Annotated in this window: 23 protein-coding genes; 12 read left to right on the top strand and 11 right to left on the bottom strand. The window is 74.1% G+C overall.

Features of this window, described 5'->3' with window-relative positions; translation table 11 throughout:
* The first annotated feature begins 1 nt into the window (after position 1).
* The 3 genes from amrb99_RS28850 to amrb99_RS28840 all read left to right on the top strand — a co-directional run bounded on the left by amrb99_RS28850 (position 2) and on the right by amrb99_RS28840 (position 1,384).
* Positions 2-385 (top strand): Rv2175c family DNA-binding protein, encoded by a 384-nt coding sequence (locus tag amrb99_RS28850; RefSeq protein ID WP_190861857.1) that lies wholly within the window; start codon positions 2-4, stop codon positions 383-385.
* Between the two features lie 89 nt (positions 386-474).
* The gene (gene thiE, locus amrb99_RS28845) at positions 475-1,152 is read left to right on the top strand and encodes a thiamine phosphate synthase (RefSeq protein WP_190861854.1); all 678 of its coding nucleotides are present in this window, start codon (positions 475-477) and stop codon (positions 1,150-1,152) included.
* A gap of 70 nt (positions 1,153-1,222) precedes the next feature.
* Complete coding sequence (locus amrb99_RS28840) at positions 1,223-1,384, top strand: hypothetical protein (protein WP_190861852.1); 162 nt, start codon at positions 1,223-1,225, stop codon at positions 1,382-1,384.
* A 50-nt stretch (positions 1,385-1,434) separates the two neighbouring features.
* Here the strand turns inward: amrb99_RS28840 and amrb99_RS28835 are convergent, their stop codons facing one another.
* The 4 genes from amrb99_RS28835 to amrb99_RS28820 form a co-directional block, all read right to left on the bottom strand.
* Positions 1,435-2,559, bottom strand: coding sequence for a serine/threonine-protein kinase (locus tag amrb99_RS28835; RefSeq protein WP_241756029.1), 1,125 nt, complete (start codon positions 2,557-2,559; stop codon positions 1,435-1,437).
* Positions 2,560-2,645: 86 nt separating this feature from the next.
* Positions 2,646-4,841: a glycoside hydrolase family 3 C-terminal domain-containing protein gene (locus amrb99_RS28830; RefSeq protein ID WP_190861850.1), complete on the bottom strand. Its 2,196-nt coding sequence runs from the start codon at positions 4,839-4,841 to the stop codon at positions 2,646-2,648.
* A complete protein-coding gene (locus amrb99_RS28825) occupies positions 4,841-5,383 on the bottom strand; it encodes a carboxymuconolactone decarboxylase family protein (protein WP_190861848.1) in 543 nt (180 codons plus the stop codon). Before amrb99_RS28825 ends, amrb99_RS28830 begins: the two co-directional genes overlap by 1 nt.
* Positions 5,384-5,457: 74 nt before the next feature.
* Positions 5,458-6,567 (bottom strand): polyprenyl synthetase family protein, encoded by a 1,110-nt coding sequence (locus amrb99_RS28820; protein WP_190861847.1) that lies wholly within the window; start codon positions 6,565-6,567, stop codon positions 5,458-5,460.
* A 193-nt stretch (positions 6,568-6,760) separates the two neighbouring features.
* Between amrb99_RS28820 and metF the strand changes: the two genes are divergently transcribed.
* Positions 6,761-7,696 (top strand): methylenetetrahydrofolate reductase [NAD(P)H], encoded by a 936-nt coding sequence (gene metF, locus amrb99_RS28815; protein WP_190861845.1) that lies wholly within the window; start codon positions 6,761-6,763, stop codon positions 7,694-7,696.
* Here the strand turns inward: metF and amrb99_RS28810 are convergent.
* The 5 genes from amrb99_RS28810 to amrb99_RS28790 all read right to left on the bottom strand — a co-directional run bounded on the left by amrb99_RS28810 (position 7,633) and on the right by amrb99_RS28790 (position 10,472).
* Positions 7,633-8,235: a GNAT family N-acetyltransferase gene (locus amrb99_RS28810; protein ID WP_190861843.1), complete on the bottom strand. Its 603-nt coding sequence runs from the start codon at positions 8,233-8,235 to the stop codon at positions 7,633-7,635. The genes metF and amrb99_RS28810 overlap by 64 nt on opposite strands.
* Before the next feature lie 10 nt (positions 8,236-8,245).
* The gene (locus tag amrb99_RS28805) at positions 8,246-8,578 is read right to left on the bottom strand and encodes a hypothetical protein (RefSeq protein WP_190861841.1); all 333 of its coding nucleotides are present in this window, start codon (positions 8,576-8,578) and stop codon (positions 8,246-8,248) included.
* Positions 8,579-8,590: 12 nt separating this feature from the next.
* Entirely contained in the window at positions 8,591-9,574 is a 984-nt protein-coding gene (locus amrb99_RS28800) for a hypothetical protein (protein ID WP_190861838.1), read from the bottom strand.
* A 72-nt stretch (positions 9,575-9,646) separates the two neighbouring features.
* Positions 9,647-9,997 (bottom strand): arsenate reductase family protein, encoded by a 351-nt coding sequence (locus amrb99_RS28795; RefSeq protein ID WP_190861836.1) that lies wholly within the window; start codon positions 9,995-9,997, stop codon positions 9,647-9,649.
* Between the two features lie 10 nt (positions 9,998-10,007).
* A complete protein-coding gene (locus tag amrb99_RS28790) occupies positions 10,008-10,472 on the bottom strand; it encodes a YbaK/EbsC family protein (protein WP_190861834.1) in 465 nt (154 codons plus the stop codon).
* 292 nt (positions 10,473-10,764) lie between these two features.
* Here amrb99_RS28790 and amrb99_RS28785 point away from each other — a divergent pair, with 292 nt between their 5' ends.
* Positions 10,765-11,241: an SAV_6107 family HEPN domain-containing protein gene (locus tag amrb99_RS28785; RefSeq protein ID WP_206700144.1), complete on the top strand. Its 477-nt coding sequence runs from the start codon at positions 10,765-10,767 to the stop codon at positions 11,239-11,241.
* Positions 11,242-11,553: 312 nt separating this feature from the next.
* Here the strand turns inward: amrb99_RS28785 and amrb99_RS28780 are convergent, their stop codons facing one another.
* Positions 11,554-12,258, bottom strand: a complete 705-nt coding sequence (locus tag amrb99_RS28780; protein ID WP_190861832.1) for a GntR family transcriptional regulator — start codon at positions 12,256-12,258, stop codon at positions 11,554-11,556.
* 103 nt (positions 12,259-12,361) lie between these two features.
* Here amrb99_RS28780 and amrb99_RS28775 point away from each other — a divergent pair, with 103 nt between their 5' ends.
* Both amrb99_RS28775 and amrb99_RS28770 read left to right on the top strand, forming a co-directional pair.
* Positions 12,362-13,558, top strand: coding sequence for a CoA transferase (locus amrb99_RS28775; RefSeq protein ID WP_194737269.1), 1,197 nt, complete (start codon positions 12,362-12,364; stop codon positions 13,556-13,558).
* Between the two features lie 78 nt (positions 13,559-13,636).
* The gene (locus amrb99_RS28770; RefSeq protein WP_347256909.1) at positions 13,637-15,049 is read left to right on the top strand and encodes an MFS transporter; all 1,413 of its coding nucleotides are present in this window, start codon (positions 13,637-13,639) and stop codon (positions 15,047-15,049) included.
* A gap of 248 nt (positions 15,050-15,297) precedes the next feature.
* On the opposite strand, the gene amrb99_RS28765 is transcribed toward amrb99_RS28770, so the two are convergent.
* On the bottom strand, positions 15,298-15,792 hold the full coding sequence (locus tag amrb99_RS28765; RefSeq protein WP_030145002.1) for a transcriptional regulator: 495 nt from the start codon (positions 15,790-15,792) through the stop codon (positions 15,298-15,300).
* 474 nt (positions 15,793-16,266) lie between these two features.
* Between amrb99_RS28765 and pyrR the strand changes: the two genes are divergently transcribed.
* Genes pyrR through carB form a run of 5 tightly spaced genes read left to right on the top strand, consistent with a single transcriptional unit; the run spans position 16,267 to position 23,534 of the window.
* Positions 16,267-16,815, top strand: a complete 549-nt coding sequence (gene pyrR, locus amrb99_RS28760; RefSeq protein ID WP_194737279.1) for a bifunctional pyr operon transcriptional regulator/uracil phosphoribosyltransferase PyrR — start codon at positions 16,267-16,269, stop codon at positions 16,813-16,815.
* On the top strand, positions 16,812-17,753 hold the full coding sequence (locus tag amrb99_RS28755) for an aspartate carbamoyltransferase catalytic subunit (protein ID WP_190861828.1): 942 nt from the start codon (positions 16,812-16,814) through the stop codon (positions 17,751-17,753). The genes pyrR and amrb99_RS28755 overlap by 4 nt, the downstream gene beginning before the upstream one ends.
* Positions 17,750-19,036 (top strand): dihydroorotase, encoded by a 1,287-nt coding sequence (locus amrb99_RS28750; RefSeq protein ID WP_190861826.1) that lies wholly within the window; start codon positions 17,750-17,752, stop codon positions 19,034-19,036. Before amrb99_RS28755 ends, amrb99_RS28750 begins: the two co-directional genes overlap by 4 nt.
* Complete coding sequence (carA, locus tag amrb99_RS28745) at positions 19,033-20,151, top strand: glutamine-hydrolyzing carbamoyl-phosphate synthase small subunit (protein ID WP_190861823.1); 1,119 nt, start codon at positions 19,033-19,035, stop codon at positions 20,149-20,151. Before amrb99_RS28750 ends, carA begins: the two co-directional genes overlap by 4 nt.
* On the top strand, positions 20,151-23,534 hold the full coding sequence (gene carB, locus amrb99_RS28740; protein WP_190861812.1) for a carbamoyl-phosphate synthase large subunit: 3,384 nt from the start codon (positions 20,151-20,153) through the stop codon (positions 23,532-23,534). The genes carA and carB overlap by 1 nt, the downstream gene beginning before the upstream one ends.
* The last annotated feature ends 8 nt before the right edge of the window (positions 23,535-23,542 follow it).

The following is a 23,542-nucleotide window of genomic DNA, read 5'->3' as shown; positions in this document are numbered from 1 at the left end:
CGTGACCCAGACGCACGCAACCGTTGACAGCGCACTGGACCCCCGCACCGACGCCCTCGCCGGCGACTGGCTCTCCCTCCGGGAGGCGGCGGAGCGGCTCGGCATCAAGACCAGCCGGATCAAGCAGCTCATCAGCGAGCGCAAGCTGCTGTCGGTCCGCCGCGACGGCGAGCCGATGGTGCCGGCGGCGTTCATCCGGGAGGGCCAGGTCATCAAGGGCCTGTCCGGCACCCTGACGCTGCTGTCGGACGCCGGCTTCGACGAGGTCGAGACCCTCCGCTGGCTGTTCACCGCCGACGACACGCTGCCCGGCACGCCCGTCCAGGCGCTCAGCGAGAACCGGGGGACCGAGGTGCGGCGACGCGCCCAGGCCCTGGCATTCTGACCCGAACCGACCGAGCGGACCGGCCGCGGGGTCACGCCGCCGCGCGTGGCCCCGCGCCGCATGCCCACCGAAAGGAAACCGCCCCCACCGTGTCCAGGCACATCCCGACCGAACGGGCCGTGGCGCTGCGCGCCCGGCTCAGCCGCGCCCGCCTCTACCTCTGCACGGACGCGAGGGAGCGGCAGGGGGACCTTCCCGCGTTCCTGGACGCGGCGCTCGGCAACGGCGTCGACATCGTCCAGCTGCGCCAGAAGGGCCTGGAGGCCCGGCAGGAGATGGCCTACCTGGAGGTGTTCCGGGCGGCGTGCGAGCGGCACGGGGCGCTGCTGGCGGTCAACGACCGCGCCGACGTCGCCCGCGCGGTCGGCGCCGACGTGCTGCACCTCGGGCAGGACGACCTGCCGGTGCCGGCCGCCCGCGAGATCGTCGGCGGGGACGTGCTGATCGGCCGGTCCACGCACTCCGACGAGCAGGCGTCCGCGGCGTCCGCCGAGCCGGGCGTGGACTACTTCTGCGCGGGCCCGGTGTGGCCCACGCCGACCAAGCCGGGACGCCACGCGCCCGGCGCGAAGCTGCTGGAGTACGTGGCGGCGCAGCGCCAGCCCCGCCCGTGGTTCGCGATCGGCGGCATCGACCTCGGCAACCTCGGCGAGGTGCTGGACGCGGGCGCCGAGCGCGTCGTGGTGGTCCGGGCGATCACCGAGGCCGACGACCCGGGCGCCGCGGCCGCCGAGTTCGCCCGCCGCCTCCCCGCCCCCGCCGCCTGAGCCGGGCGCGGGACCCGGGCGACGGGGATCACGGTGCGGGCGGTCCCGCCGATGACCGACAATGGGGATCATGAGCGTGGGACCCGACGACGACCGGCCGGTCGACCTGGGCGACGACCTGGAGATCCTGCCGGACCAGACCGCCGACGACACCGACACCGGCTGGGGCGAGTGGCGCGGCGGCGGCGATGACGACGCGCGGCTGCTCGAGGAGCGCCCCCCGCACTGGTGATCACCGGTCCCGGTGGGCGCGGGCCAGGTGAGTGCCCGGCGGGTCCGCCGCTAGAACAGCACGCCGAGCACGAACCCGGCGATGATCACCGCGGCGAGCGCCAGCATCATCCGCCACCGGTAGCGCGGGATGCGGGTGGGCCGCGGCTTCGGCGCGGGCCCCTGCCCCTCGCGCAGCGCGCGGACGAGCTGCGGCGCGGTGGGCCGGGCCGCCGGGTTCTTGTCGAGGCAGCGGGCGGCCAGCTCGCGCAGCGGCCCCTCCATGTCGCCGAGATCGGGCGGCCGGGACGTCACCCGCCGCATCACCGCGGCGCTCGGCCCGCTGCCGAACGGCGGCCGGCCCGTCGCGGCGAACACCATCGCGGCGCCCCAGGCGAACACGTCGGCGGGCGGCCCGACCGGCTCGTCCTCGATCTGCTCGGGCGCCATGTAGCCGGGGGTGCCGACCGGGCTCGTGGTGAGCGGCTCGGTGCGGGCCAGCGCGTCGGCGGCGCGCGCGATGCCGAAGTCGATCACCTTGGCGCCGTCCGGGCCCAGCACCACGTTGGCGGGCTTGAAGTCGCGGTGCACGATCCCCGCGCGGTGAATCGCGGCGAGCGCGCCGGCGGTGCGCAGCGCCACCTTGCGCAGCTGCGGGGCCGGCAGCGGCCCGTCCTCGTCGACGACCCGCTGCAGCGGCGGCCCCTCGACGAACTCGCTGACGATGTAGGGGCGGTCGCCGGTGACGTCGGCGTCCAGCACCCGCGCGGTGTGCCGCCCGGCGACCTTCCGCGCGGCCTCCGCCTCCTTGACGAACCGGCTGCGCGCCCGCTGCCCGGCGTCCAGGCCGCCGCGCAGCACCTTGACCGTGACCAGGCGGTCGTCACCGTCGCGGCCCAGGTAGACCACGCCCTGGCCGCCCTCGCCGAGCCGCCCGAGCAGCCGGTAGCCGCCGATGCTGCGGGGGTCGCCGGCGCGCAGCGGCCGCTCGTGCCGGCGGCTCTTGCCCTGGCGCGGGGCGGGCCGCTTGCCGGCCGTTCCCGCCGCCGGGCCGGGCTGGCCGGGGCGCGGCTTGGCCGGGCGGCCGTGGGGCTGGCCCGCGCGTCCCTGCCCGGAACGGGCCTGCTGGCCGTTGCGGGACTGGGCGGGGCGCCCGGTGTGGGGGTTCGTCCTCCCGCGGGAGGTGTCGTGCGGCAAGGGGGGACTCCGACTCGGCGGGGACGGACGAAGATTTCCTCATTTGTACCGTGTCACGCCGGAGCGGGGCAGCGGAACCCCGATCTTTACTTCGCGGCGCACGTCCCGAAGCTCCCGGTCTGCTGGATGTCGCGCTCGGAGCCGCCGACCATCGCCTTGTAGCAGCCGCCCGCCACCTTCCACGCCTTCGCGCCCTGGTTCCAGTACGCCAGGGACCGCGAGGTCAGCGGGAACGTGACGCGCTTGCTCTGGCCCGGGGCCAGGGCGACCTTGGCGTAGCCCTTGAGCTGCCTGGGCGGCTGCGGGACGTCCACGCCGGCGGAGGGCAGCCCCAGGTACAGCTGCGGGACGGCGGTGCCCGCGCGTGTGCCGGTGTTCGTCACCGTGACCTGCACCGACGTGGACGACGCGGCCAGCCCGCTGTAGCGGAACGTCGTGTACGACAGGCCGTGCCCGAAGGGGAACGCCGGCGTGAGGCCCTTGGCGTCGTAGTGCCGGTAGCCGACCATGACGCCCTCGGAGAACGTGACGGTCTTGTTCACGCCGGGGAACTGCGACGGGTTCCCGGCGAGGGGCGCGTCGCCCTCGGCGGCGGGGAAGGTGACGGGCAGCCGCCCGCCCGGGTCCACGTCGCCGTACAGGACGCGGGCCAGCGCGTTCCCGCCCTCCTGGCCCGGGTACCACGCCTCGATGATGCCCTTGACCTGGTTCCGCCAGGGGGTCAGCACGGGGCCGCCGGTCTCCAGCACGACGATCGTGTTGGGGTTGGCCTTGGCGACGGCGCCGATCAGCCCGTCCTGGTCGCCGCGCAGCGGTTCGCCGCACCGGAGCGTCAGGCAGGAGCGGTCGAAGAACTCGCCCTCGCTGTCGGTGGCGAACACGATCGCGACGTCGGCCTTGCGGGCGGCGTCGGCGGCAGCGCCCGCGTCGTCGCCGTCGTTGTAGCTGATCCGCGTGCCGGAGCCGGCGCGGCGGGCGATGCCGTCCTGCGCGCCGACGGACGTGAACGGCACGACGTTCGCCGACCCCGTCCCGCTCTGGCTCTGCCGCGCGGCCCGCCCGATCAGCGCGATCGACGAGGGCGACTTCAGCGGCAGGATCCCGCCCGCGTTGCGCAGCAGCGTGATGCCGCCCTCCGCGATGCTCCGCGCGGCGGTCTCGCTCGGCGTCCGGTCGATCGCGGCGAGGTCGTTCGGGTACGCCTGCCGGTCGAACACCCCGAACGCGAACATCGTCCGCAGCACGTTGCGGACGTGCCCGTCGATCGTCGCCTGTGTGACCTTCTTCTGCGCGACCGCCGTCTTGAGCAGGAGCGCGTTGTACTTCATGCCGATCGGCAGTTCCATGTCGACCCCGCCGTTGGCGGCGGCCGCGGTGTCCTGCACGGCGGTGTGGTCGGACGGCACGAACCCCTTGAAGCCCCACTCCGACCGGAGGACCTTGTTGAGCGCGCCGTCGTCCTGGCAGGCCCACCGCCCGTTCAGCCTGCCGAACCCGCACATGACGGTCGCCGCGCCGCCCTCCTTCACCGCCGCCTCGAACGGCGGCAGGTAGACCTCCCGCAGCGTCCTCGGGTCGACCTTCATGTCCAGCGACAGCCGGTCGCTCTCCTGGGTGTAGACGGCCATGTGCTTGACCGACGCCATCACGCCCTGCGCCTGCGCGCCGCGGATCCACGCGGCCCCGAGCCCGGACGACAGGTACGGGTCCTCGCCGAAGCCCTCGAACGCGCGGCCGTTGCGCGGCGCGCGCAGCACGTCCACGGTCGGCCCGAAGATCAGGTCGTTGCCGCGGTGCCGGGCCTCCCACCCGACCGTCCCGCCGTACAGCCGCGCCGCGGCCGGGTCGAACCCGGCGGCCAGCGCGATCGGCGCGGGCAGCCGGGTGGCCTTGCCCTGCCGGACGCCCGCCGGGCCGTCGGCCATGTAGAGGGGCGGGACGCCGAGGCGCGGGATCCCGCTGTTGGTGTCGGCGTGCGCGGTGTCGATGAACCCGCCGAGGGGGCCGCCGAGCGGGTCGTCCGACGCGAGCATCGCGATCTTCTCGTCGTCGGTCATCCTCGCCATCAGCAGCGCGGTCCGCCTGTCCGGGCCGAGGGCGGTGTCGCACCAGGGCCGCTGGGCCGGGTCCCCGCACCGGGTCTGCGCGGCCTGCGCCACCTGCGCCGCCTGCGCGGCCTGTGCCGGGGCCGCCGCGGACGGCGCGGCCGCGAGCGCGAGCGCGGACACCAGCGCCCCCGCGGCCGGCGTCCACCGTCCCGCCCGTCCTCCGGGGCGCCGCATCAGTGCCCCTCCTCGTCCTGGACCTGCAGCGCGTTCAGCGCGAACGCGACCATGTGGTAGTGCCCGACGAGCATCACCAGCTCGATCAGCTCCTGCTCCCCGAACCGGGTCGACAGCGCCGTCCACGTCGCGTCGGTGAGGGTGCTGCGCTCGTTCAGCTCGTCCGCCGCCGTCAGCACCATCAGGTCGTCGTCGGACCAGCCGTGGTCGTCGAGCGGCAGCCGCAGCGCCGCGACCTCGGCCTCGGTGAGGCCCGCGGCGAGCGCGAGCCGGCGGTGGTGCCCCCACTCATAGGCGCAGTCCCGCAGGTGCGCCGTCCGCATGATGGCCAGCTCCCGGTCGCGGTCGCCGAGCAGGCCCTTCATCAGCAGCGCGGTGCCGAGCCCGATCCAGCTGCGGAACAGCTTCGGGTGGCGGCCGAGCGTGGTGAGGACGTTCAGCGGGCCGATCGACGCGGTGGCGGCCCGCAGCGTGTCGTCCCACTCCGCCTCGGGGAGCGGAGCGACGCGCGGCGCGCGGTTCCCCGGGATGTCTGCGCACATGGCGACATTTCTGCCACCAAATGGTGGGATGGTGCTACCCCACCAGCCTCACTTTGCCAATTCGTTGCATTCGATCACGTGCGGCGCGCGGTGGCGGCGATCGCGAGCTCGGCGAGCGCCTCGCGCGCCTCCTCGGCGATCGGCGCGCCGGCCAGCGCCCGGCCCACCTCGTCCAGGTAGCCGTCGATCATCGCCTCACAGGCCGCCAGGCCGCCGGTCTCCTCGATGATCGCGCGCGCCTCGTCCACGCCGGGGCGGTCCAGCGCCGGGTCGCCGAGCCGCCGCTCCAGCGCCGCCGCCTGCGCCGGGGTGGCGCGCTCCAGCGTGAGCGCGACCAGCACCGTTCGCTTGCCCTCGCGCAGGTCGTCGCCCGCGGGCTTGCCGGTCTCGGCCGGGTCGCCGAACACGCCGAGCACGTCGTCGCGCAGCTGGAAGGCGATGCCGAGCGGCAGGCCGTAGCCGGTGAGCGCGGCGGTCACCCGCGGGTCCGCGCCGGCCAGCGCGGCGCCGAGGTGCAGCGGCCGCTCGATCGTGTACTTGGCGCTCTTGAACTCCACCACCCGCAGCGCCGTCTCTGCCGTCGCCCCGCCGCGGGTGCCCTCGAGCATGTCGAGGTACTGGCCGCACATGACCTCGGTGCGCATCAGGTCGTAGACGGCCCGGCCGCGGGCGCGCCGCTCCTCGTCCAGCCCGCACGTCTCGAACATCTCGCCCGACCAGGCCAGGCACAGGTCGCCCAGCAGGATCGCGGTGCCGGCGCCGAACGGCCCGGCGGCGCCCGGCCAGCCCTGCGCGCGGTGCAGCGCCTCGAACCGGCGGTGCACCGACGGCTGCCCGCGCCGGGTGTCGCTGGAGTCCATCACGTCGTCGTGGATCAGCGCGCTCGCCTGGAGCAGCTCCAGGGACGCCGCCGCGCGCACGATGCCGGGGTCGTCGACGCCGCCGCCGGCCGCGCGCCAGCCCCAGTAGCCGAACGCCGGGCGCAGCCGCTTGCCGCCCGCCAGCAGCGCGTCCAGCGCCGACATCAGCGGCGCGAGGTCGTCGCTGATGGCCAGCAGGCCGGGGCGCTGGCGGTCGACGAAGGCCAGCAGCGCCTCGTCGACCTCCTTGCGGACGCGGCTCCAGGACGAGTGGAGCGAGCCGGGGGATGCGATGGGTCGTCCTCCCGCGGGCAGGCTTGGCATGCCCGTGATCGTATCCAGCCGGATGGATTCCACCGGCCAGCCATTGAGCGATATGTCAGTACATCCTAGGAAATTGAGGCATTACGGTGGTGCGGACGTGTGCAGGATCACGCGTAACGGACGCGGGTGCCCCGGGCGGCCGCGCGCCCGCACGGGCCGGGGCCCGCGCCGGGCCCCACTGTAGGCTTGGGGGATGCGACCCGTACGTCCCGACCGGCCCCCGACTGTCCGCGAGCTGCTGGCCTCGGGCGAGCGGTCCTTCTCCTTCGAGTTCTTCCCGCCCAAGACCGACAAGGGCGCCCGGAACCTGTGGCGTACGATCCGCGAGCTGGAGCCCCTCCACCCGACGTTCGTGTCGGTCACCTACGGGGCGGGCGGCGGCACCCGCGACACGACCGTCGACATCGTCGAGCGCATCGCCACCGACACCACCCTCACCCCGGTCGCGCACTTCACCGCCGTGAACCACTCCCAGGCCGAGCTGCGCAACCTCATCGGCCGGTTCGCCGCCGCCGGCGTCCGCAACGTGCTCGCGCTGCGCGGCGACCCGCCCGGCGACCCGATGGGGGAGTGGGTCAAGCACCCCGAGGGCGTCGAGTACGCCGCCGAACTCGTCCGCATGATCCGCTCCTACGGCGACTTCAGCGTCGGCGTCGCCGCGTTCCCGTACAAGCACCCGCGCTCGCCCGACATCGAGAGCGACACCCGCTACTTCGTCGAGAAGTGCCGCGCCGGGGCCGACTACGCCATCACCCAGATGTTCTTCCGCGCCGAGGACTACCTGCGGCTGCGCGACCGCGTCGCGGCCGCCGCCTGCGCGACGCCGATCATCCCCGGCATCATGCCGGTCACCAGGTACAGCACCATCGAGCGGTCCGAGCAGCTGTCCGGCGCCCCGTTCCCGCCCGAGGTCCGGGCCCGCTTCGACGCCGTCGCCGACGACCCCGACGCGGTGCGGCGGCTCGGCATCGAGCACGCCGCCGAGCTCTGCCGCGAGCTGCTCGACCAGGGCGCGCCCGGCATCCACTTCATCACCTTCAACCAGTCGACCGCGACCCGCGAGGTCTACGGGCTGCTGGAGGCCGGCGGGTACGGCGCCAAGGGCAGCGTCCCGCCCATGACCGCGTAGCGGGGGCCGCCGCCGGGGAACTCGAAGTCGGTCAGCAGGTCCACCATGCCGACCGAGCGGTACAGGTGCCGGGCCGGGGTCTCGGGCCGCCTGTCCAGCGTCGACAGCACGACCGTCCGCTCCGGGCGGCCCTCGCACAGCGCGGTCAGCAGCGCGCGGCCGAGGCCCCGGCCCTGCGCCTGCGGGTGCACGTGCAGCTCCGCCACCTCGAACGACTCGTCCATCCACGTCGCGGCGTGCGCCTCGCCGCCGAGGTCGATGAGCGCCTGGTACACCACGTCGTGCCACCACTGCCCGCGCGCCCCGCGGAACCCGTAGGCGAACCCGTGGACCGGGCCGGGCAGGCCGGGCAGGGCGCCGCGCCGCTCCGCGACGAACGCGCGGAACGACGGGTAGGCCGCATGCCGCTCCATGATCGTGTGCCGGCCCGGCAGCTGCTCGTCCGGCGGCTCCATCGCGGCCCGGTACACCTCGAGCATCGGGTTGAGCCGGCGCAGGAAGGCGCGTTGGTCGATCTCGCGCAGCTTCGGGTCCCTCACCCGACAGAGACTAGACCCGAGGGGTGGTCCGCTGCGTGGACGACAGACGGTCGTAGATGTCCCAGAGGATCCGGTCGGCCGCCTTCTGCAGCGTCCCGCGCTGCGAATCGAGCTGCCCGCCCCACTGGCGCGCCTCCGGGCCCAGCCACGCGTCGGTCGAGCCGAGCGTCCGCACCGGCGCGTCCAGGGCCCGCCGGACCTGGTCGATGCTGCCGTAGGCGTCGGCGTACGCGTGGTACAGCCGCTCGTACTCGGGGTTCGGCTGCTCCGTCGGCGACAGCTCGGCGGCCGCCGCGGCGGTGTACGGCGGAGGCAGGCTCCCGGGAGGCGGTGGAGCGGCCATGGCTACCTCACATCAGGCGACGTTGCTCGGTGTGCTCTGCGGATGCGGTGCTGCGCCGTTCTGGGGCGGTGCGTTCTGCGGGGCCGGTGCGTTCTGCGGGGGTGGTGCGTTCTGCGGGGCCGGTGCGCCGGACGGGGCGCCCTGCCCGCCGGACGGGGCTCCCTCGGCGTGCGTCCGGGCGTCCAGATGCAGCTTGACCAGTGCCTCGCGGGTCCTGGCGCTCAGGTTCGCCTCGGTGACGACCCGCACCGCCGCCGGACGCACCCCGGCGCGGTCGGCCTCGGCCAGGTACGCGCGCAGCCACTTCACGTCCATCGCCAGATGGTGGCTGGACGTGCCGAGCGACTCCCTGACCGTCTTCAGCCGCGCCGCGTCGCCGTGCGCCGCCTCGACCAGGTGCGCCGCGCCCGCCGGGCCGAGCCGCGCGTACAGCGTCTCGGTGTAGTCCGGGTCCCCGGCGTCGGCCGTCAGCCGCTTCCACACCGCGTCCGGGACGGCCTTCCCGCCCTGGACGGCGGCGATGACGGCCAGCGCGTCCGCCCTGGCCGCCTTCTGCGCCGCCGGACGGTCCGGGTACCCGCCGAGGTCGCCGGCGCCCCGCGGCGTCGGGGCGGCCTTGTGCACCGGCGCCGTCCGGGCCGGCGGGCGCACCGGACGGGGCGTCCCGCCCGGGGACCCGCCGGTCCGCTTCGGCGCCGGCGCGGGCCGCGGCACGGGCGGGGCGTCCACCCCGCCGCCCGGGTCGGGGTGGGTGACCGCGAAGTTGTACCGCCGCGTCAGCATCCCGAGCTGGCCGGAGACCCAGTGCGCCACCTGGTCGGCCTGCCGGTACCCGGCCTGCGAGACCCCGGCCGGCGGGCGGTGCCCGTTCAGCCAGCCCGAGATCGCGGCCTGCGCGTCCCGCAGCTGCCGGATCACCTGGTCGAGCGCGGGCGGGTCGATGCCCCGGAAGTCCGGGTCGCGCGCGGCCGGGCCGGTGCGCATCTGCGCCGTCATCGCCCCTCCCGGACGTCACTCATCGTCGGCGTGGAACGCCGCAGCGTTCCGATCCCCAGAATCACACCCGCATCAGCGGCTGTCGAGGGCCTTCTTGACCGAGTCGGGGTCGCGCGCCACCACGGCCTCCTCGCCCGTCAGCACGATCGGCCGCTGGATCAGCACCGGGTTCGCCACCATGATCTCGATCCACCGCGCGCGGTCGTGCTCGAGGTCCTTCAGGCCCAGCTCCTTGGCGACGGGCTCGCCGAGGCGCGCCACGTCCCACGGCTCCGCGCCGATGCGCTTCAGCACCGCGTCCAGCTCGCCGGCCGTCGGCGGCTCGTCCAGGTAGCGCCGCTCGGTGTACTCCACGCCCGCCTCGTCCAGCGCGGCCTTGGCCGCGCGGCTCTTCGAGCAGCGCGGGTTGTGCCAGATCTCCATGGTCAGCCTCTCAACCCACCTCGGCCGGGTCGCCCCCGGTGATCCTCAGCAGCTCCTCGTAGGTGGTCGGGAAGACCGTGTGCGGATGCCCGCCCGCCGCCCACACCTCGTCGTACTTGTCCAGCCACACGTCCACGAGCGTGCGGATCGGGGCCGGGTGCCCGACCGGCGCGACCCCGCCGATCGGCTGCCCGGTCGCCTCCCGGACGAACTCGGGCGTCGCCCGCCGCACCTTCTCCGCGCCCACCAGCAGCGCGACCTTGCCGGTGTCGACCCGGTGCGCGCCGCTCGTCATGACCAGCAGCGGCGCCCCGTCGGCGTCGAACACCAGGCTGTTGGCGATCGCGCCGACCTCGCAGCCGAGCTGGTCCGCCGCCGCCTGCGCGGTGCGGGCCGAGTCCGGCAGCTCGACGATCTCTCCGGCCGCGCCGTGCCCGCGCAGCGCGGCGGCGACCCGTTCGACATTCGGATGCATGCCAGCACCCTACGGTGCTCCGGGTCGTCCGGCCCCCCGTTCGCCTGCGCGAACGCCCGCGCGGACGCCTCCGGCCTGCGGAAAGCGACACCCGTTCGAACACGTTGACGAATCGGCGGGCGGGCGCTTTACTGTGAGTGCGTCGAACTTATGTTCGATGTGGTGCGGGACTCGCGGCCCGCACCAGGGCGACGTCCCCGACCGGCGCAGCGGTGGCCGGCGGGACGGACGGCCGGGCGGAGTGAGGGGAAGCTCTCCGCCCGGCCGGCCCGAGCCCCGGAAGGAGGCAGTCATGTCCGCAACGATGACCTCGCACGGAGTCCACTCCGCCGCCCAGGCCGCACCGGGCCCGCGCCACCGCGCGCTGCCCGCGCCGCGCCCGGCGCACACGGCGGTCGGCCAGTTGCACGCCGCCCGCATGGGCCTCGCCGAAGCGGCCGAGGCCACCTCGCCCGCCGTCCGCTACGTCTGCGCCCACCTCGCCGCGCTGCGCGCCGCCGCGGCGGTGCTGGCGTCCAAGGAGCCCCTGGAGACCCACCGCCGCGGGCGGCCGCGCAGCGTCTGGGTGCTGCTGCCCGAGGCCGAGCCCGCACTGCGCGAATGGGCCGCGTTCTTCGCCGCCGGCGCCGACAAGCGCGCCGCCGCCGAGGCCGGCCTCCCGCGCGCCGTCACCCCGCGCGAGGCCGAGGAGCTCCTCCACGACGCCGAGGTCTTCGTCACCCTCGTCGAGGACACCCTCGGCGTCACCAGCCAGCCGACGTTGTATTGATTGCATTGCCCTTGGCGGTCAGGCGCTGGAGCGCCTTCCCTTCGGCGGGCAATGCGTGCGATCGCAGCATCGCTCCGACTCGCCCTGGGGGCTCGCTGCGCGATCAAGTTCTCGCAAGCTCGAACTTGGCTTCGCACGCGATCGCGACGGTTCGGGTCGGTGCGTGGTCGGGGAGACGGCTGGGCGCCGTACGCCCCTAGCCGGACTACGGGCTCCCCGGTCGGCCGCGTCGGCGGAGGGCGCCTCTGAGCCGGCCGCGCCGGTGCCGGTCGCGAATCCCCCCGAGCCGACCGGCGCCGGCGCGGTCCCGTCTCAGGAGGCGTCCGCCAGGACGCCCTCGGCGCGGAGGTGGTCGATCAGCAGGCGGCCGATGTGGCGGATGTGCCCGGCCATCGCCGCGCGGGCGGCCTCCGAGTCGCGGGCGCGCAGGGCGTCGAAGACGGCGGAGTGGTCGTGCGCGGACGCCTCCGCCCAGCCCTCGATCCGGCCGAAGAAGCCCAGCGGGACGTAGTGCACGGTCAGCGCCAGCAGCGTCGTCATCCGCGACGAGCCGGAGGACCGGTTGATCGTCCGGTGGATCTCGTGGTTGAGGCGGTCGACGAGGTCGGCGTCCCGGTCGCGGGCGGCGCCCTCCAGCCGCGCCTGGACCTGCTCGAGCCGCTCGATCTCCGCGCTCTCCAGCGCGGTGGCGGCGCGGGCGGCCAGCTCCCCGGCGATGTGCGCCTGCACCTCGAACAGGTCGCCGACGTCCCGCTCGGTGAGCGGCAGCACCCGGAAGCCGCGGCGCGGCTCCCAGCGGACCGCGCCCTCGCTGTGCAGGATCATCAGCGCCTCCCGCACCGGGGTCGCGCTGATGCCGAGCTCGGCGGCGAGGTGCTCGGTGCGGAGGTAGCCGGGCGCCCGCAGGGCGCCGATCATGATGGCCTCGCGGACGTGCGCGGCGACCATCTCGCTGAGCTGGTGCCTGCCGCGCATCGCGGGGAGGCGTCCCGCGGCCGGTGCCGGGCCGGCGGACATGACCTGCGCACCCCCGCTCGCCGCGTGTCCGGAACGAGCCGAGCCTACCGCCGGCGGCCGTCCGGACGGGGGACCCGGAAGGGGCTCATGCATACTCTATAGAATGCAGAGTGACGTGACGCCGCCGCTCGCGGGGCTGCGGGTGATCGAGCTGTCCAGCTTCGTCGCCTCGCCGCTCGGCGGGATGACCCTCGCCCAGCTCGGCGCCGACGTGATCCGGGTCGACCAGATCGGCGGCGGCCCCGACATCGACCGGTGGCCGCTCGCCCCGTCCGGCCGCAGCCTGTACTGGGCCGGCCTGAACAAGGGCAAGCGGTCGCTCACCGCCGACCTGCGGTCCGCCGAGGGGCGCGCGCTCGTCGCGCGGCTGGCCGCCGAGGCCGGCGTGGTGCTGACGAACGCGCCGCCGCGCGACGGCCTCACGTACGAGGCGCTGCGCGAGCTGCGGCCCGACCTGATCCATGTGCAACTGCTCGGGACGCGTGAGGGCGGCAACGCCGTGGACTACACGGTGAACGCCGCGGTCGGCCTCCCGTCGCTCACCGGGCCGTCGGGGAGCGCCGAGCCGTCCAACCACGTGCTGCCCGCCTGGGACGTCGCGTGCGGGCTGTACCTCGCGATCGGGCTGCTGGCCGCCGAGCGGCACCGGCTGCGCACCGGCGAGGGGACGCGGCTGCGGGTCGCGCTGTCCGACGTCGCCCTCGCCACCGCCGGCAACCTCGGCATGCTCGCCGAGGCGCAGCTCGGGCAGGTCCGGCCGCGGCTCGGCAACCACCTGTTCGGCGACTTCGGCCGCGACTTCGCCACCGCCGACGGGCGCGTCATGGTCGCCGTCCTCACCGCCCGCCACTGGCGCGACCTGGTCGCCGCCACCGGCCTCACCGAGGTCGCGGACGCGCTGGAGCGCGCGCTCGGCGCCGACTTCCGCACCGCGGGCGACCGCTACACCTACCGGGACGCGCTCGGCGGCGTCCTCGCGCCGTGGTTCGCGTCCCGGACGTGCGCCGAGGTCGAGGACGGCCTGAAGGGCACCTCCGTGCTGTGCTCCCGGTACCGCGACCTCGCCGAGGTCGCCGCCGGCCTGCACGACGAGCCGATCATGGGCGAGATCGACCAGCCGGGCATCGGCCGCCACCTGGCCCCCGCGTCCCCGCTGCGGCTGGGCGACGGCGTCCCCGCCCCGGCGCCCGCCCCGGAGCTGGGGCGGCACACCGGCGAGATCCTCCGCGACGTCCTGGGCGTCCCCGGCGAGGAGGTGGAGTCCCTGCGCGCTCGCGGCATCGCCGGCGAACCCCGGTGACCGCGTTCGGATGACCTGCTTTGCGGTCCTTTCGGGTGCTTGTGCGATCGTTAGGGCGGCGAAGTAAGGGAGGGCATCGTGGCGGCGCGGGGCGGACGAGGGCTGGTGCCGCTGCTGGCGTTCCTCGGCGTGATGGCGTACTCGCTGTCGATGGCGGTCGTGACGCCCGCGCTCGCGCTGATCCAGGAGGGCCTGCACACCACCGCGGCCGGCGCCGCGTGGGCGATCACGTCGATGACGCTGTCGGCGGCCGTGGCGACGCCCGTGGTCGGCCGGCTCGGCGACCTGTACGGGCCGCGCCGGGTGCTGCTCGCGGTGCTGATCATCGCGACCGTCGGCATGGTCGTCGCGGCGGCGGCGGGGTCGCTCCCGCTGATGCTGTTCGGCCGGATGCTGAGCGGGATCGGCGGCGGCGTGTTCCCGCTCGCCTACACGATCATCCGGGACGTCTTCCCGCCCGCCAGGACCGCGTCGGCGGTCGGCCTGATGTCGTCCATGCTGGGCCTCGGCGGCGCGGTGTCGTGGTGCCTGGCCGGGCCGATCATCGACCTGCTGGGCTGGCGCTGGCTGCTGTGGGTGCCGGTGGCCGGGCTGGTGCCGGGCGTCCTGCTCGCCTGGTGGATCGTTCCAGCATCCGAGCCCCGGGAGGCCGCCAGGGTCGACTGGTGGGGCGCCGCGCTGTTCGCCGGCTGGCTGGTCGCGGCGCTGACCGCGCTGACCGAGGGGATGGACTGGGGCTGGACGTCCCCCGGCGTCCTCGGCCTGCTCGGCCTCGCCGCGGTGCTGGCGGCGGCGTGGCTGCGGGTCGAGGCCCGCGTCGCCGAGCCCCTGGTCGACCTGCGGCTGATGCGGGTCCGCGGGGTCTGGACGGCGAACGCCGCGTCCCTGCTGTCCGGGTACGCGCTGATGGCGGGCGGGCTGCTGTTCCCGCTGCTCGTCCAGCTGCCCGCGAGCACCGGCTACGGCTTCGGCGGGACGGCCACCCAGGCGGCCCTGCTGCAGCTGCCGGCCAGCATCGGGATGACGGCGGCGGGGATGACCGCCGGGCTCCTCGACCGCCGGATCGGGTCGCGGCTGGTCCTGCTCGGCGGGGCCGTGCTGACGGCCGCCGGCTACGCCTTCGTGGTGGTCGAGCACGCGGCGATGTGGCAGCTCTACGTCGGCGGGCTCGGCCGCGGCATCGGCCTCGGGTTCGCCTACGCCGCCGTCGCGAACCTCGTCGTCGCGGCGGTCCCGGCGGGGGAGACGGGCGTCGCCACCGGCATCAACACCCTCATCCGCACCGTCGGCGCGTCCCTCGGCACGCAGGTCAGCGCCGTGATCGTGGCGGGCCTGCCCGGCGAGCGCGGCTTCTCGGCGGGGTTCGCGGTCAGCGCCGCCGTCATGGTCGCCGTGCTCCCGCTCGCGCTGCTCGTCCCGCGCCGGGGCCGCCGCCCGCGCGGCGGGGTCGCGTCCCGCGGGCAGGAATGCCGGACCGCTCCCGTGTCGTGATGCGGCGGCGTGGACGCAGAGTGATGGATGCGGCCCGCGGGCCCCGGGGAACCGGGGCGTGCGGAAGAGACCTCCGCGCTTTTCCCGGGAAATTCCCGCCCGCGAAGGAATCCGGGCGGAAACGCAATCGAGTTCGCCGCCGCCCGGCCGGGCGCGCGGGCGAAACGGAACGGGACCCGGAGGTGATCCGGGCCCCGTCACGGTGGTGCGTCGAACAGGTGGTGCGGTCGATCAGGTGGTGCGGTCGATCAGAACGACTCGACGGCGCGGCGCGCCTCCGGGTCGAGCACGCCCCAGGTGATGAGCTCTTCGGTCAGCTCGGTCGGGGACTTGTCATAGATGACCGCCAGGGACCGCAGGTCTTCCTGGCGGATGGACAGGACCTTTCCGTTGTAGTCGCCCCGCTGGCTCTGGATCGTCGCGGCGTAACGGGCGAGAGGACCGGCCTTGTCCTTCGGAAGCTGCTGCAGCCGCTCAAGGTCGATGACGAGCTTGGGCGTGGGCCCGAGCGGGCTCGGCGCGGCTCCGCCGGGCAGCAACTCGGAAACCGGCACGCCGTAGAAATCGGCGAGCTCGGCCAGCTTCTGAACGGTGACGGCGCGGTCGCCCCGCTCGTACGAACCCACGACGACGGCCTTCCAGCGGCCGCGGGACTTCTCCTCCACACCGTGCAGCGACAGCCCCTGCTGGGTGCGGATGGCGCGCAGGCGCGCGCCGAGAGCCTTTGCGTATTCAGACGGCATTCTGCGGCCCCCCAGGCTCACGTTCGTCGTCGTTGGACCCCGGCGGACGCCGGGGGGAGACAGATTCCCGGAGCCATTGGGGCCCAAGACCCTGTCCCCAGGGATGGTTACGGACAGTGACGGTAAAACGGTGAGGGCCCTAGGTCAAGCTGATTGGAAAAAAGCGGTCGAATCCGTAGGTCTCGATCCGGTCGCTCCGGATCCCCGCAACCCCTGGCGGACAGGGGGCGCGGGCCCGCCGGCGGCCGCCGGACGGCCTCCAGGGCGGGCCGAGTGTGACCCCTCTCACCAGGCAAGACGCGAGAGGGCCGGGTGCGGAGCAGCCGCGCCCGGCTGCTACCGTGTCCGGGACAAGACGTCCTTTAAGACCCGTCCCGTGAGGCGGGAAAGGAGGTTTCGGTGGTGAATGCTGCCTCCAGGCCGGAACGGCCTGCGGGGGCGCGCGCGGACACGGACCCCGGGCCCAAGGCCGTTCTGGAGGGTCCCGACATCAGGCGGGCGCTGACCCGGATCGCGCACGAGATCCTCGAACGCACCAAGGGCGGGCACGACGTCCTGCTCCTCGGCATCCAGACGCGCGGCGTGACGCTCGCCGAGCGGCTCGCCGGGCTGCTGCGCGACGTCGAGGGCCGGCCGGTGCCGTGGGGGTCCCTCGACGTCACCATGTACCGCGACGACCTGCGCATGCGCCCCGCCCGCGCGCTCGGCCGCACCGAGCTGCCGTCCGACGGGGTCGACGACCGCGTCGTCGTCCTGGTCGACGACGTGCTGTTCTCCGGCCGGACGGTCCGCGCCGCGCTCGACGCGCTCAACGACCTCGGGCGGCCGCGCGCCGTGCAGCTCGCCGTCCTGGTGGACCGCGGGCACCGGGAACTGCCCATCCGCGCCGACTACGTGGGCAAGAACCTGCCCACCTCGATGCGCGAGAACGTCCGGGTGCTGCTGGCCGAGAACGACGGCCGCGACGCCGTCCTGCTCGGCCCCGCGGCCGGGGCGCCCGTCCCCGCGGAGGGAGCCAAGTGAAACGCCATCTGATCTCGGCGGCCGACCTCACCCGCGACGACGCGCTGCTGGTGCTGGACACGGCCGAGGAGCTCGCCCAGATCGCGAGCCGCGCCGTCAAGAAGCTGCCGACGCTGCGCGGCCGCACGGTCGTCAACCTGTTCTTCGAGGACTCCACCCGCACCCGGATCTCGTTCGAGGCGGCCGCCAAGCGGCTGTCCGCCGACGTGATCAACTTCTCCGCGAAGGGGTCCAGCGTGTCCAAGGGCGAGAGCCTGAAGGACACCGCGCTCACCCTGGAGGCGATGGGCGCCGACGGCGTCGTCATCCGGCACGGCGCGTCCGGCGCCCCGCACCGGCTCGCCGGCTGGGTGCAGGGCAGCGTCGTCAACGCCGGCGACGGCACCCACGAGCACCCGACGCAGGCGCTGCTGGACGCGTTCACGATGCGCAAGCGGCTCGGCGACCTGGAGGGCCGCCGCGTCACGATCGTCGGCGACGTCCTGCACAGCCGGGTGGCACGATCCAACGTGCTGCTGCTCAACACCCTGGGCGCCGACGTCACCGTCGTCGCGCCGCCGACGCTGCTGCCGGTCGCGATCGACACCTGGCCCTGCTCGGTCTCCTACGACCTGGACGGCGTGCTCCCCAAGAGCGACGTCATCATGATGCTGCGCGTCCAGCAGGAGCGGATGAACGCCGCCTACTTCCCGACGGTGCGCGAGTACAGCCGCCGCTACGGCCTCGACGCCGAGCGCATGGCGGCGCTCCCCGACCACGCCATCGTCATGCACCCCGGCCCGATGAACCGCGGCGTCGAGATCGCCGCCGAGGTCGCCGACTCCGTCCGTTCCACGATCGTCGAGCAGGTCGCCAACGGCGTCAGCGCCCGCATGGCGGTCCTCTACCTGCTGCTCGGGGGCTCCGAGCCCGCCATCGGCCAGGAGGTCTCCCAGTGACCGCGTACATCATCAAGGGCGCCCGCGTCCTCGGCGGCGAGCCGGCCGACATCCTCGTCCGTGACGGCGTCATCGCCGGGATCGGCACCGGCCTCGACGAGTCCGGCGCCCAGGCCGTCGACGCGGCGGGCCTCGTCGCGCTGCCCGGCCTGGTCGACCTGCACACCCACCTGCGCGAGCCCGGCCGCGAGGACGCCGAGACCGTCGAGTCCGGCACGAAGGCGGCCGCGATGGGCGGCTACACCGCCGTCCACGCGATGGCCAACACCGACCCGGTCGCCGACACCGCCGGCGTCGTCGAGCAGGTGTGGCGGCTCGGCCGCGAGGCCGGGTACTGCGACGTCCAGCCCGTCGGGGCGGTGACGCGCGGGATCGCCGGCGAGCAGCTCGCCGAGCTCGGCGCGATGGCCGACTCCGCCGCCGCGGTCCGGGTGTTCTCCGATGACGGGCACTGCGTGTCCGACGCGGTGATCATGCGGCGGGCGCTGGAGTACGTGAAGGCGTTCGACGGCGTCGTCGCGCAGCACGCGCAGGAGCCCCGGCTCACCGAGGGCGCGCAGATGAACGAGGGCGAGATGTCGGCCGCGCTCGGGCTGCGCGGCTGGCCCGCCGTCGCCGAGGAGGCGATCATCGCCCGGGACGTGCTGCTCGCCCAGCACGTCGGGTCGCGGCTGCACGTCTGCCACGTCTCCACCGCCGGCTCGGTGGAGATCATCCGGTGGGCGAAGAGCAAGGGCTGCCCGGTGACCGCCGAGGTCACCCCGCACCACCTGCTGCTGAACGACGCCAAGGCCGGCACCTACGACCCGATCTTCAAGGTCAACCCGCCGCTGCGCACCGCCGACGACGTCACCGCGCTGCGGCACGCGCTCGCCGACGGCACCATCGACTGCGTCGCCACCGACCACGCCCCCCACCCGGTCGAGGCGAAGGAGACCGAGTGGGCGGTCGCCGCGATGGGCATGATCGGGCTGGAGACCGCGCTGCCGGTCGTCCAGGAGGCGATGGTCGACACCGGCCTGCTGGACTGGGCCGGGGTCGCCGACCGGATGTCGTACCGCCCCGCGAAGATCGGCCGCCTTTCCGGACAGGGCCGTCCGCTGGAGGCGGGGTCGCCCGCCAACATCACGCTGTACGACCCGTCGCCGCGCCGCGCCGTGGACCCGTCGGCGATGACCTCCAAGAGCCGCAACACCCCGTTCGCGGGGCTGGAACTGCCCGGCCGGGTCGTCGCGACGTTCCTGCGCGGCGAGCCGACCGTCCTGGAAGGGAAGCTTCAGTGACCCCTGCACTGCTCGTTCTGGAAGACGGCAGGGTCTTCCGCGGGACCGCCTACGGCGCCACGGGCGAGACCTTCGGCGAGATGGTCTTCAACACCGGCATGACCGGCTACCAGGAGACGCTCACCGACCCCTCCTACGCCCGCCAGATCGTCGCGATGACCTCCCCCCACATCGGCAACACCGGCGTCAACGCCGAGGACCCGGAGTCCGCGCGCGTCCAGGTCGCCGGGTACGTGGTGCGCGAGCCCGCGCGCGTGGCGTCCAACTGGCGCGCGACCGGCTCGCTCGGGTCGCTGCTGCGCGAGCAGGGGGTCGTGGGCATCGCGATCCCCGGCACCCGCGCGCTGACGCGGCACCTGCGCGACCGGGGCGCGATGCGCGCCGGCGTCTTCAGCGGCCCGGACGCCCTCGCCCCCGGCGAGGACGCGCTGCTGGAGCGCGTCCGGCGGAGCCCGTCGATGGAGGGCGCCGACCTCGCCCGGGACGTCTCGGCCGCCGAGCCCTACGTCGTCGCGGCGCGGGGCGGCAAGCGCTTCACCGTCGCCGCCGTCGACCTCGGCATCAAGGCGATGACCCCCTACCGGATGTCCGAGCGGGGCTGCGAGGTGCACGTGCTGCCCGCGGGCAGCACCGCCGAGGAGATCCTCGCGCTGAACCCCGACGGGGTGTTCTTCTCCAACGGCCCCGGCGACCCCGCCGCCGCCGGCTACGCCGTCGACGCGCTGCGCGGCGTCCTGGACGCCGGCAAGCCGTTCTTCGGCATCTGCTTCGGCAACCAGATCTTCGGCCGCGCGCTCGGCCTCGGCACCTACAAGCTGCGGTTCGGGCACCGGGGCATCAACCAGCCCGTCCAGGACCGGACCACCGGCAAGGTCGACGTGTCGGCGCACAACCACGGGTTCGCCGTGGACGCCCCCACCGACGGCCCGTTCGACACGCCCTACGGGCGCGCCGAGGTCAGCCACGTGAACCTCAACGACGGCTGCGTCGAGGGGCTGCGCCTGCTGGACCGCCCGGCGTTCTCCGTCCAGTACCACCCGGAGGCCGCGGCGGGCCCGCACGACGCCTCCGGGCTCTTCGACCGTTTCTGCGACCTGATGGAGGCGTCGAAGTAATGCCGCGCCGCGAAGACCTGAAGTCCGTCCTGGTCATCGGCTCGGGGCCGATCGTCATCGGCCAGGCGTGCGAGTTCGACTACTCCGGCACCCAGGCGTGCCGGGTGCTGAAGGCCGAGGGCCTGCGGGTGACGCTGGTCAACAGCAACCCCGCCACGATCATGACCGACCCGGAGTTCGCCGACGCCACCTACGTCGAGCCGATCACCCCCGAGGTCGTCGAGAAGATCATCGCCAAGGAGCGGCCGGACGCGCTGCTGCCCACCCTGGGCGGCCAGACGGCCCTCAACACCGCCATCGCGCTCTACGAGAGCGGCGTCCTCGCCCGGTACGGGGTCGAGCTGATCGGCGCCGACGTCGACGCGATCCAGGCCGGCGAGAACCGGGAGAGGTTCAAGGAGATCGTCGCCAAGGTCGCGCGCGAGCAGGGCCTGAACGCCGAGTCCGCCCGGTCGGTGATCTGCCACACCATGGACGAGATCATCGCGGCGGCCGGCGAGCTCGGCTACCCGCTCGTCGTCCGGCCGTCGTTCACCATGGGCGGCCGCGGCTCCGGCTTCGCCCACGACGAGGACGAGCTGCGCCGCATCGCCGGCGCCGGCCTCGACGCGTCCCCGACCAGCGAGGTGCTCCTGGAGGAGTCGATCCTCGGCTGGAAGGAGTACGAGCTGGAGGTCATGCGGGACCGCGCCGACAACGTGGTCATCGTCTGCTCCATCGAGAACCTCGACCCGATGGGCGTGCACACCGGCGACTCGATCACCGTCGCCCCCGCCATGACGCTGACCGACCGCGAGTACCAGAACATGCGCGACGTCGCGATCGCGGTGATCCGCGAGGTCGGCGTCGACACCGGCGGCTGCAACATCCAGTTCGCCGTGCACCCCGGCACCGGCCGGATGATCGTCATCGAGATGAACCCGCGGGTGTCGCGGTCGTCGGCCCTCGCCTCCAAGGCCACCGGCTTCCCGATCGCCAAGATCGCCGCGAAGCTGGCCATCGGCTACACCCTCGACGAGATCCCGAACGACATCACCCGCGAGACGCCCGCGTCGTTCGAGCCGACCCTCGACTACGTCGTGGTCAAGGTGCCGCGGTTCGCGTTCGAGAAGTTCCCCGGCGCCGACCCGACCCTCACCACTCACATGAAGTCGGTCGGCGAGGCCATGGCGATCGGCCGCTGCTTCACCGAGGCGCTGCAGAAGGCGCTGCGGTCCCTGGAGCGCAAGGGCTCGTCGTTCAGCTGGGCCGGCGCCGCCGACGACGCCGCGCTCCTGGAGTCGGCGCGGCGGCCGCACGACGGGCGCCTCCGCGACGTCCAGCGGGCGCTGTGGGCCGGCGCGAGCGTCCAGGAGGTCTACGAGGCGACCGGGATCGACCCCTGGTTCCTCGACCAGATCGCCGCGATCAACGAGATCGCCGAGGAGATCCGCACCGCCGACGACGCGCTGACCAGGGACAAGCTCCTGCGCGCCAAGCGGCACGGGTTCTCCGACGCGCAGATCGGCGAGCTGCGGGGCCTGTCGGAGGAGGTCGTCCGGGAGCTGCGGCACGCGCTCGGCGTCCGCCCCGTCTACCTGACCGTCGACACCTGCGCCGCCGAGTTCGCCGCGCAGACCCCGTACCTGTACTCCGCCTATGACGAGGAGACCGAGGTCCCGCCGGGCGAGAAGCCCAAGGTGATCATCCTCGGCAGCGGCCCCAACCGGATCGGCCAGGGCGTCGAGTTCGACTACTCGTGCGTCCACGCCTCGTTCGCGCTGGCCGAGGCCGGCTACGAGACCGTGATGGTCAACTGCAACCCCGAGACCGTCTCCACCGACTACGACACCTCCGACCGGCTCTACTTCGAGCCGCTCACCCTGGAGGACGTCCTGGAGGTGGTGTACGCCGAGCAGCAGTCCGGCGAGGTCGCGGGCGTCATCGTCCAGCTCGGCGGGCAGACCCCGCTCGGCCTGGCGCAGAAGCTCAAGGACGCCGGCGTGCCGATCGTCGGGACGTCCCCCGAGAGCATCCACCTCGCCGAGGAGCGCGGCGCGTTCGGCCGCGTCCTGCACCGGGCCGGGCTGCTCGCGCCCAAGCACGGCACCGCCACCTCCTACGAGGAGGCCCGCGAGATCGCCGACGAGATCGGCTACCCCGTGCTCGTCCGCCCGTCCTACGTGCTCGGCGGGCGCGGCATGGAGATCGTGTACGACGACACCACGCTGGAGTCGTACATGGCGCGGGCCACCGTAGCGGGGGCCGCGGGAACGCTGCTCGAGCACCCGGTGCTCGTCGACCGGTTCCTCGACGAGGCCATCGAGATCGACGTCGACGCCCTCTACGACGGCGAGGAGCTGTACCTCGGCGGCGTCATGGAGCACATCGAGGAGGCCGGCATCCACTCCGGCGACTCGGCGTGCGCCCTGCCGCCCATCACCCTCGGCCACGACGACATCCGCCGCATCCGCGAGTCCACCGAGGCGCTCGCCAAGGGCGTCGGGGTCCGCGGCCTGATGAACGTCCAGTACGCGCTGGCGGCGGGCGTCCTGTACGTCCTGGAGGCCAACCCGCGCGCGTCCCGGACCGTCCCGTTCGTGTCCAAGGCGACCGCGGTGCAGCTCGCCAAGGCCGCCGCCCGGGTCATGATGGGCGCCACGATCGCCGAGCTGCGCGCCGAGGGGCTGCTGCCGGAGGCCGGCGACGGCGGCTCCCTGCCGCTGGACGCGCCGATCGCGGTGAAGGAGGCCGTGCTGCCCTTCGACCGGTTCCGCAACGAGCGCGGGCAGGGCGTCGACACCGTCCTCGGCCCCGAGATGCGCTCCACCGGCGAGGTCATGGGCATCGACGAGGTGTTCGGCACCGCGTTCGCCAAGTCGCAGCAGGCCGCCTACGGCTCGCTGCCCACCAAGGGCCGCGCGTTCGTGTCGGTCGCCAACCGCGACAAACGGCACATGATCTTCCCGGTCAAGCGGCTCGCTGACCTGGGCTTTGAGATTCTTGCCACGGAAGGGACCGCGGAGGTCCTGCGCCGCAACGGCGTGCGTGCCAAGATCGTGCGCAAGCACAGCGAAGGCACGGGCCCGGACGGCGAGCCCACCATCGTGCGGCGCGTCCTGGACGGCGAGGTCGACCTCATCGTCAATACTCCCTTCGGAAGCCCCGGCCAGTCGGGGCCGCGGCTCGACGGGTACGAGATCCGCACCGCGGCCGTGCTGCGGGGCGTACCGTGCGTGACGACCGTCCAAGGGCTCGCCGCCGCCGTCCAGGGCATCGAGGCCGTCGCGGGCGGCCAGGTCGGCGTCCGCTCCCTCCAGGAGCACGCCGAGCGGCTCAGCGGCGCCCACGGGCGCACCGGCGCGGTCACCCGGGCGGGTGACGGCACGGTGACGCCCGGGTGACAGCCGCC

Origin of the sequence: Actinomadura sp. RB99, from assembly GCF_014706005.1 — a bacterium.
Classification (GTDB): Bacteria; Actinomycetota; Actinomycetes; order Streptosporangiales; family Streptosporangiaceae; genus Spirillospora.
The sequence above is the reverse complement of the archived record's forward strand: the minus strand, read 5'-3'. Positions and strand labels throughout refer to the sequence as shown.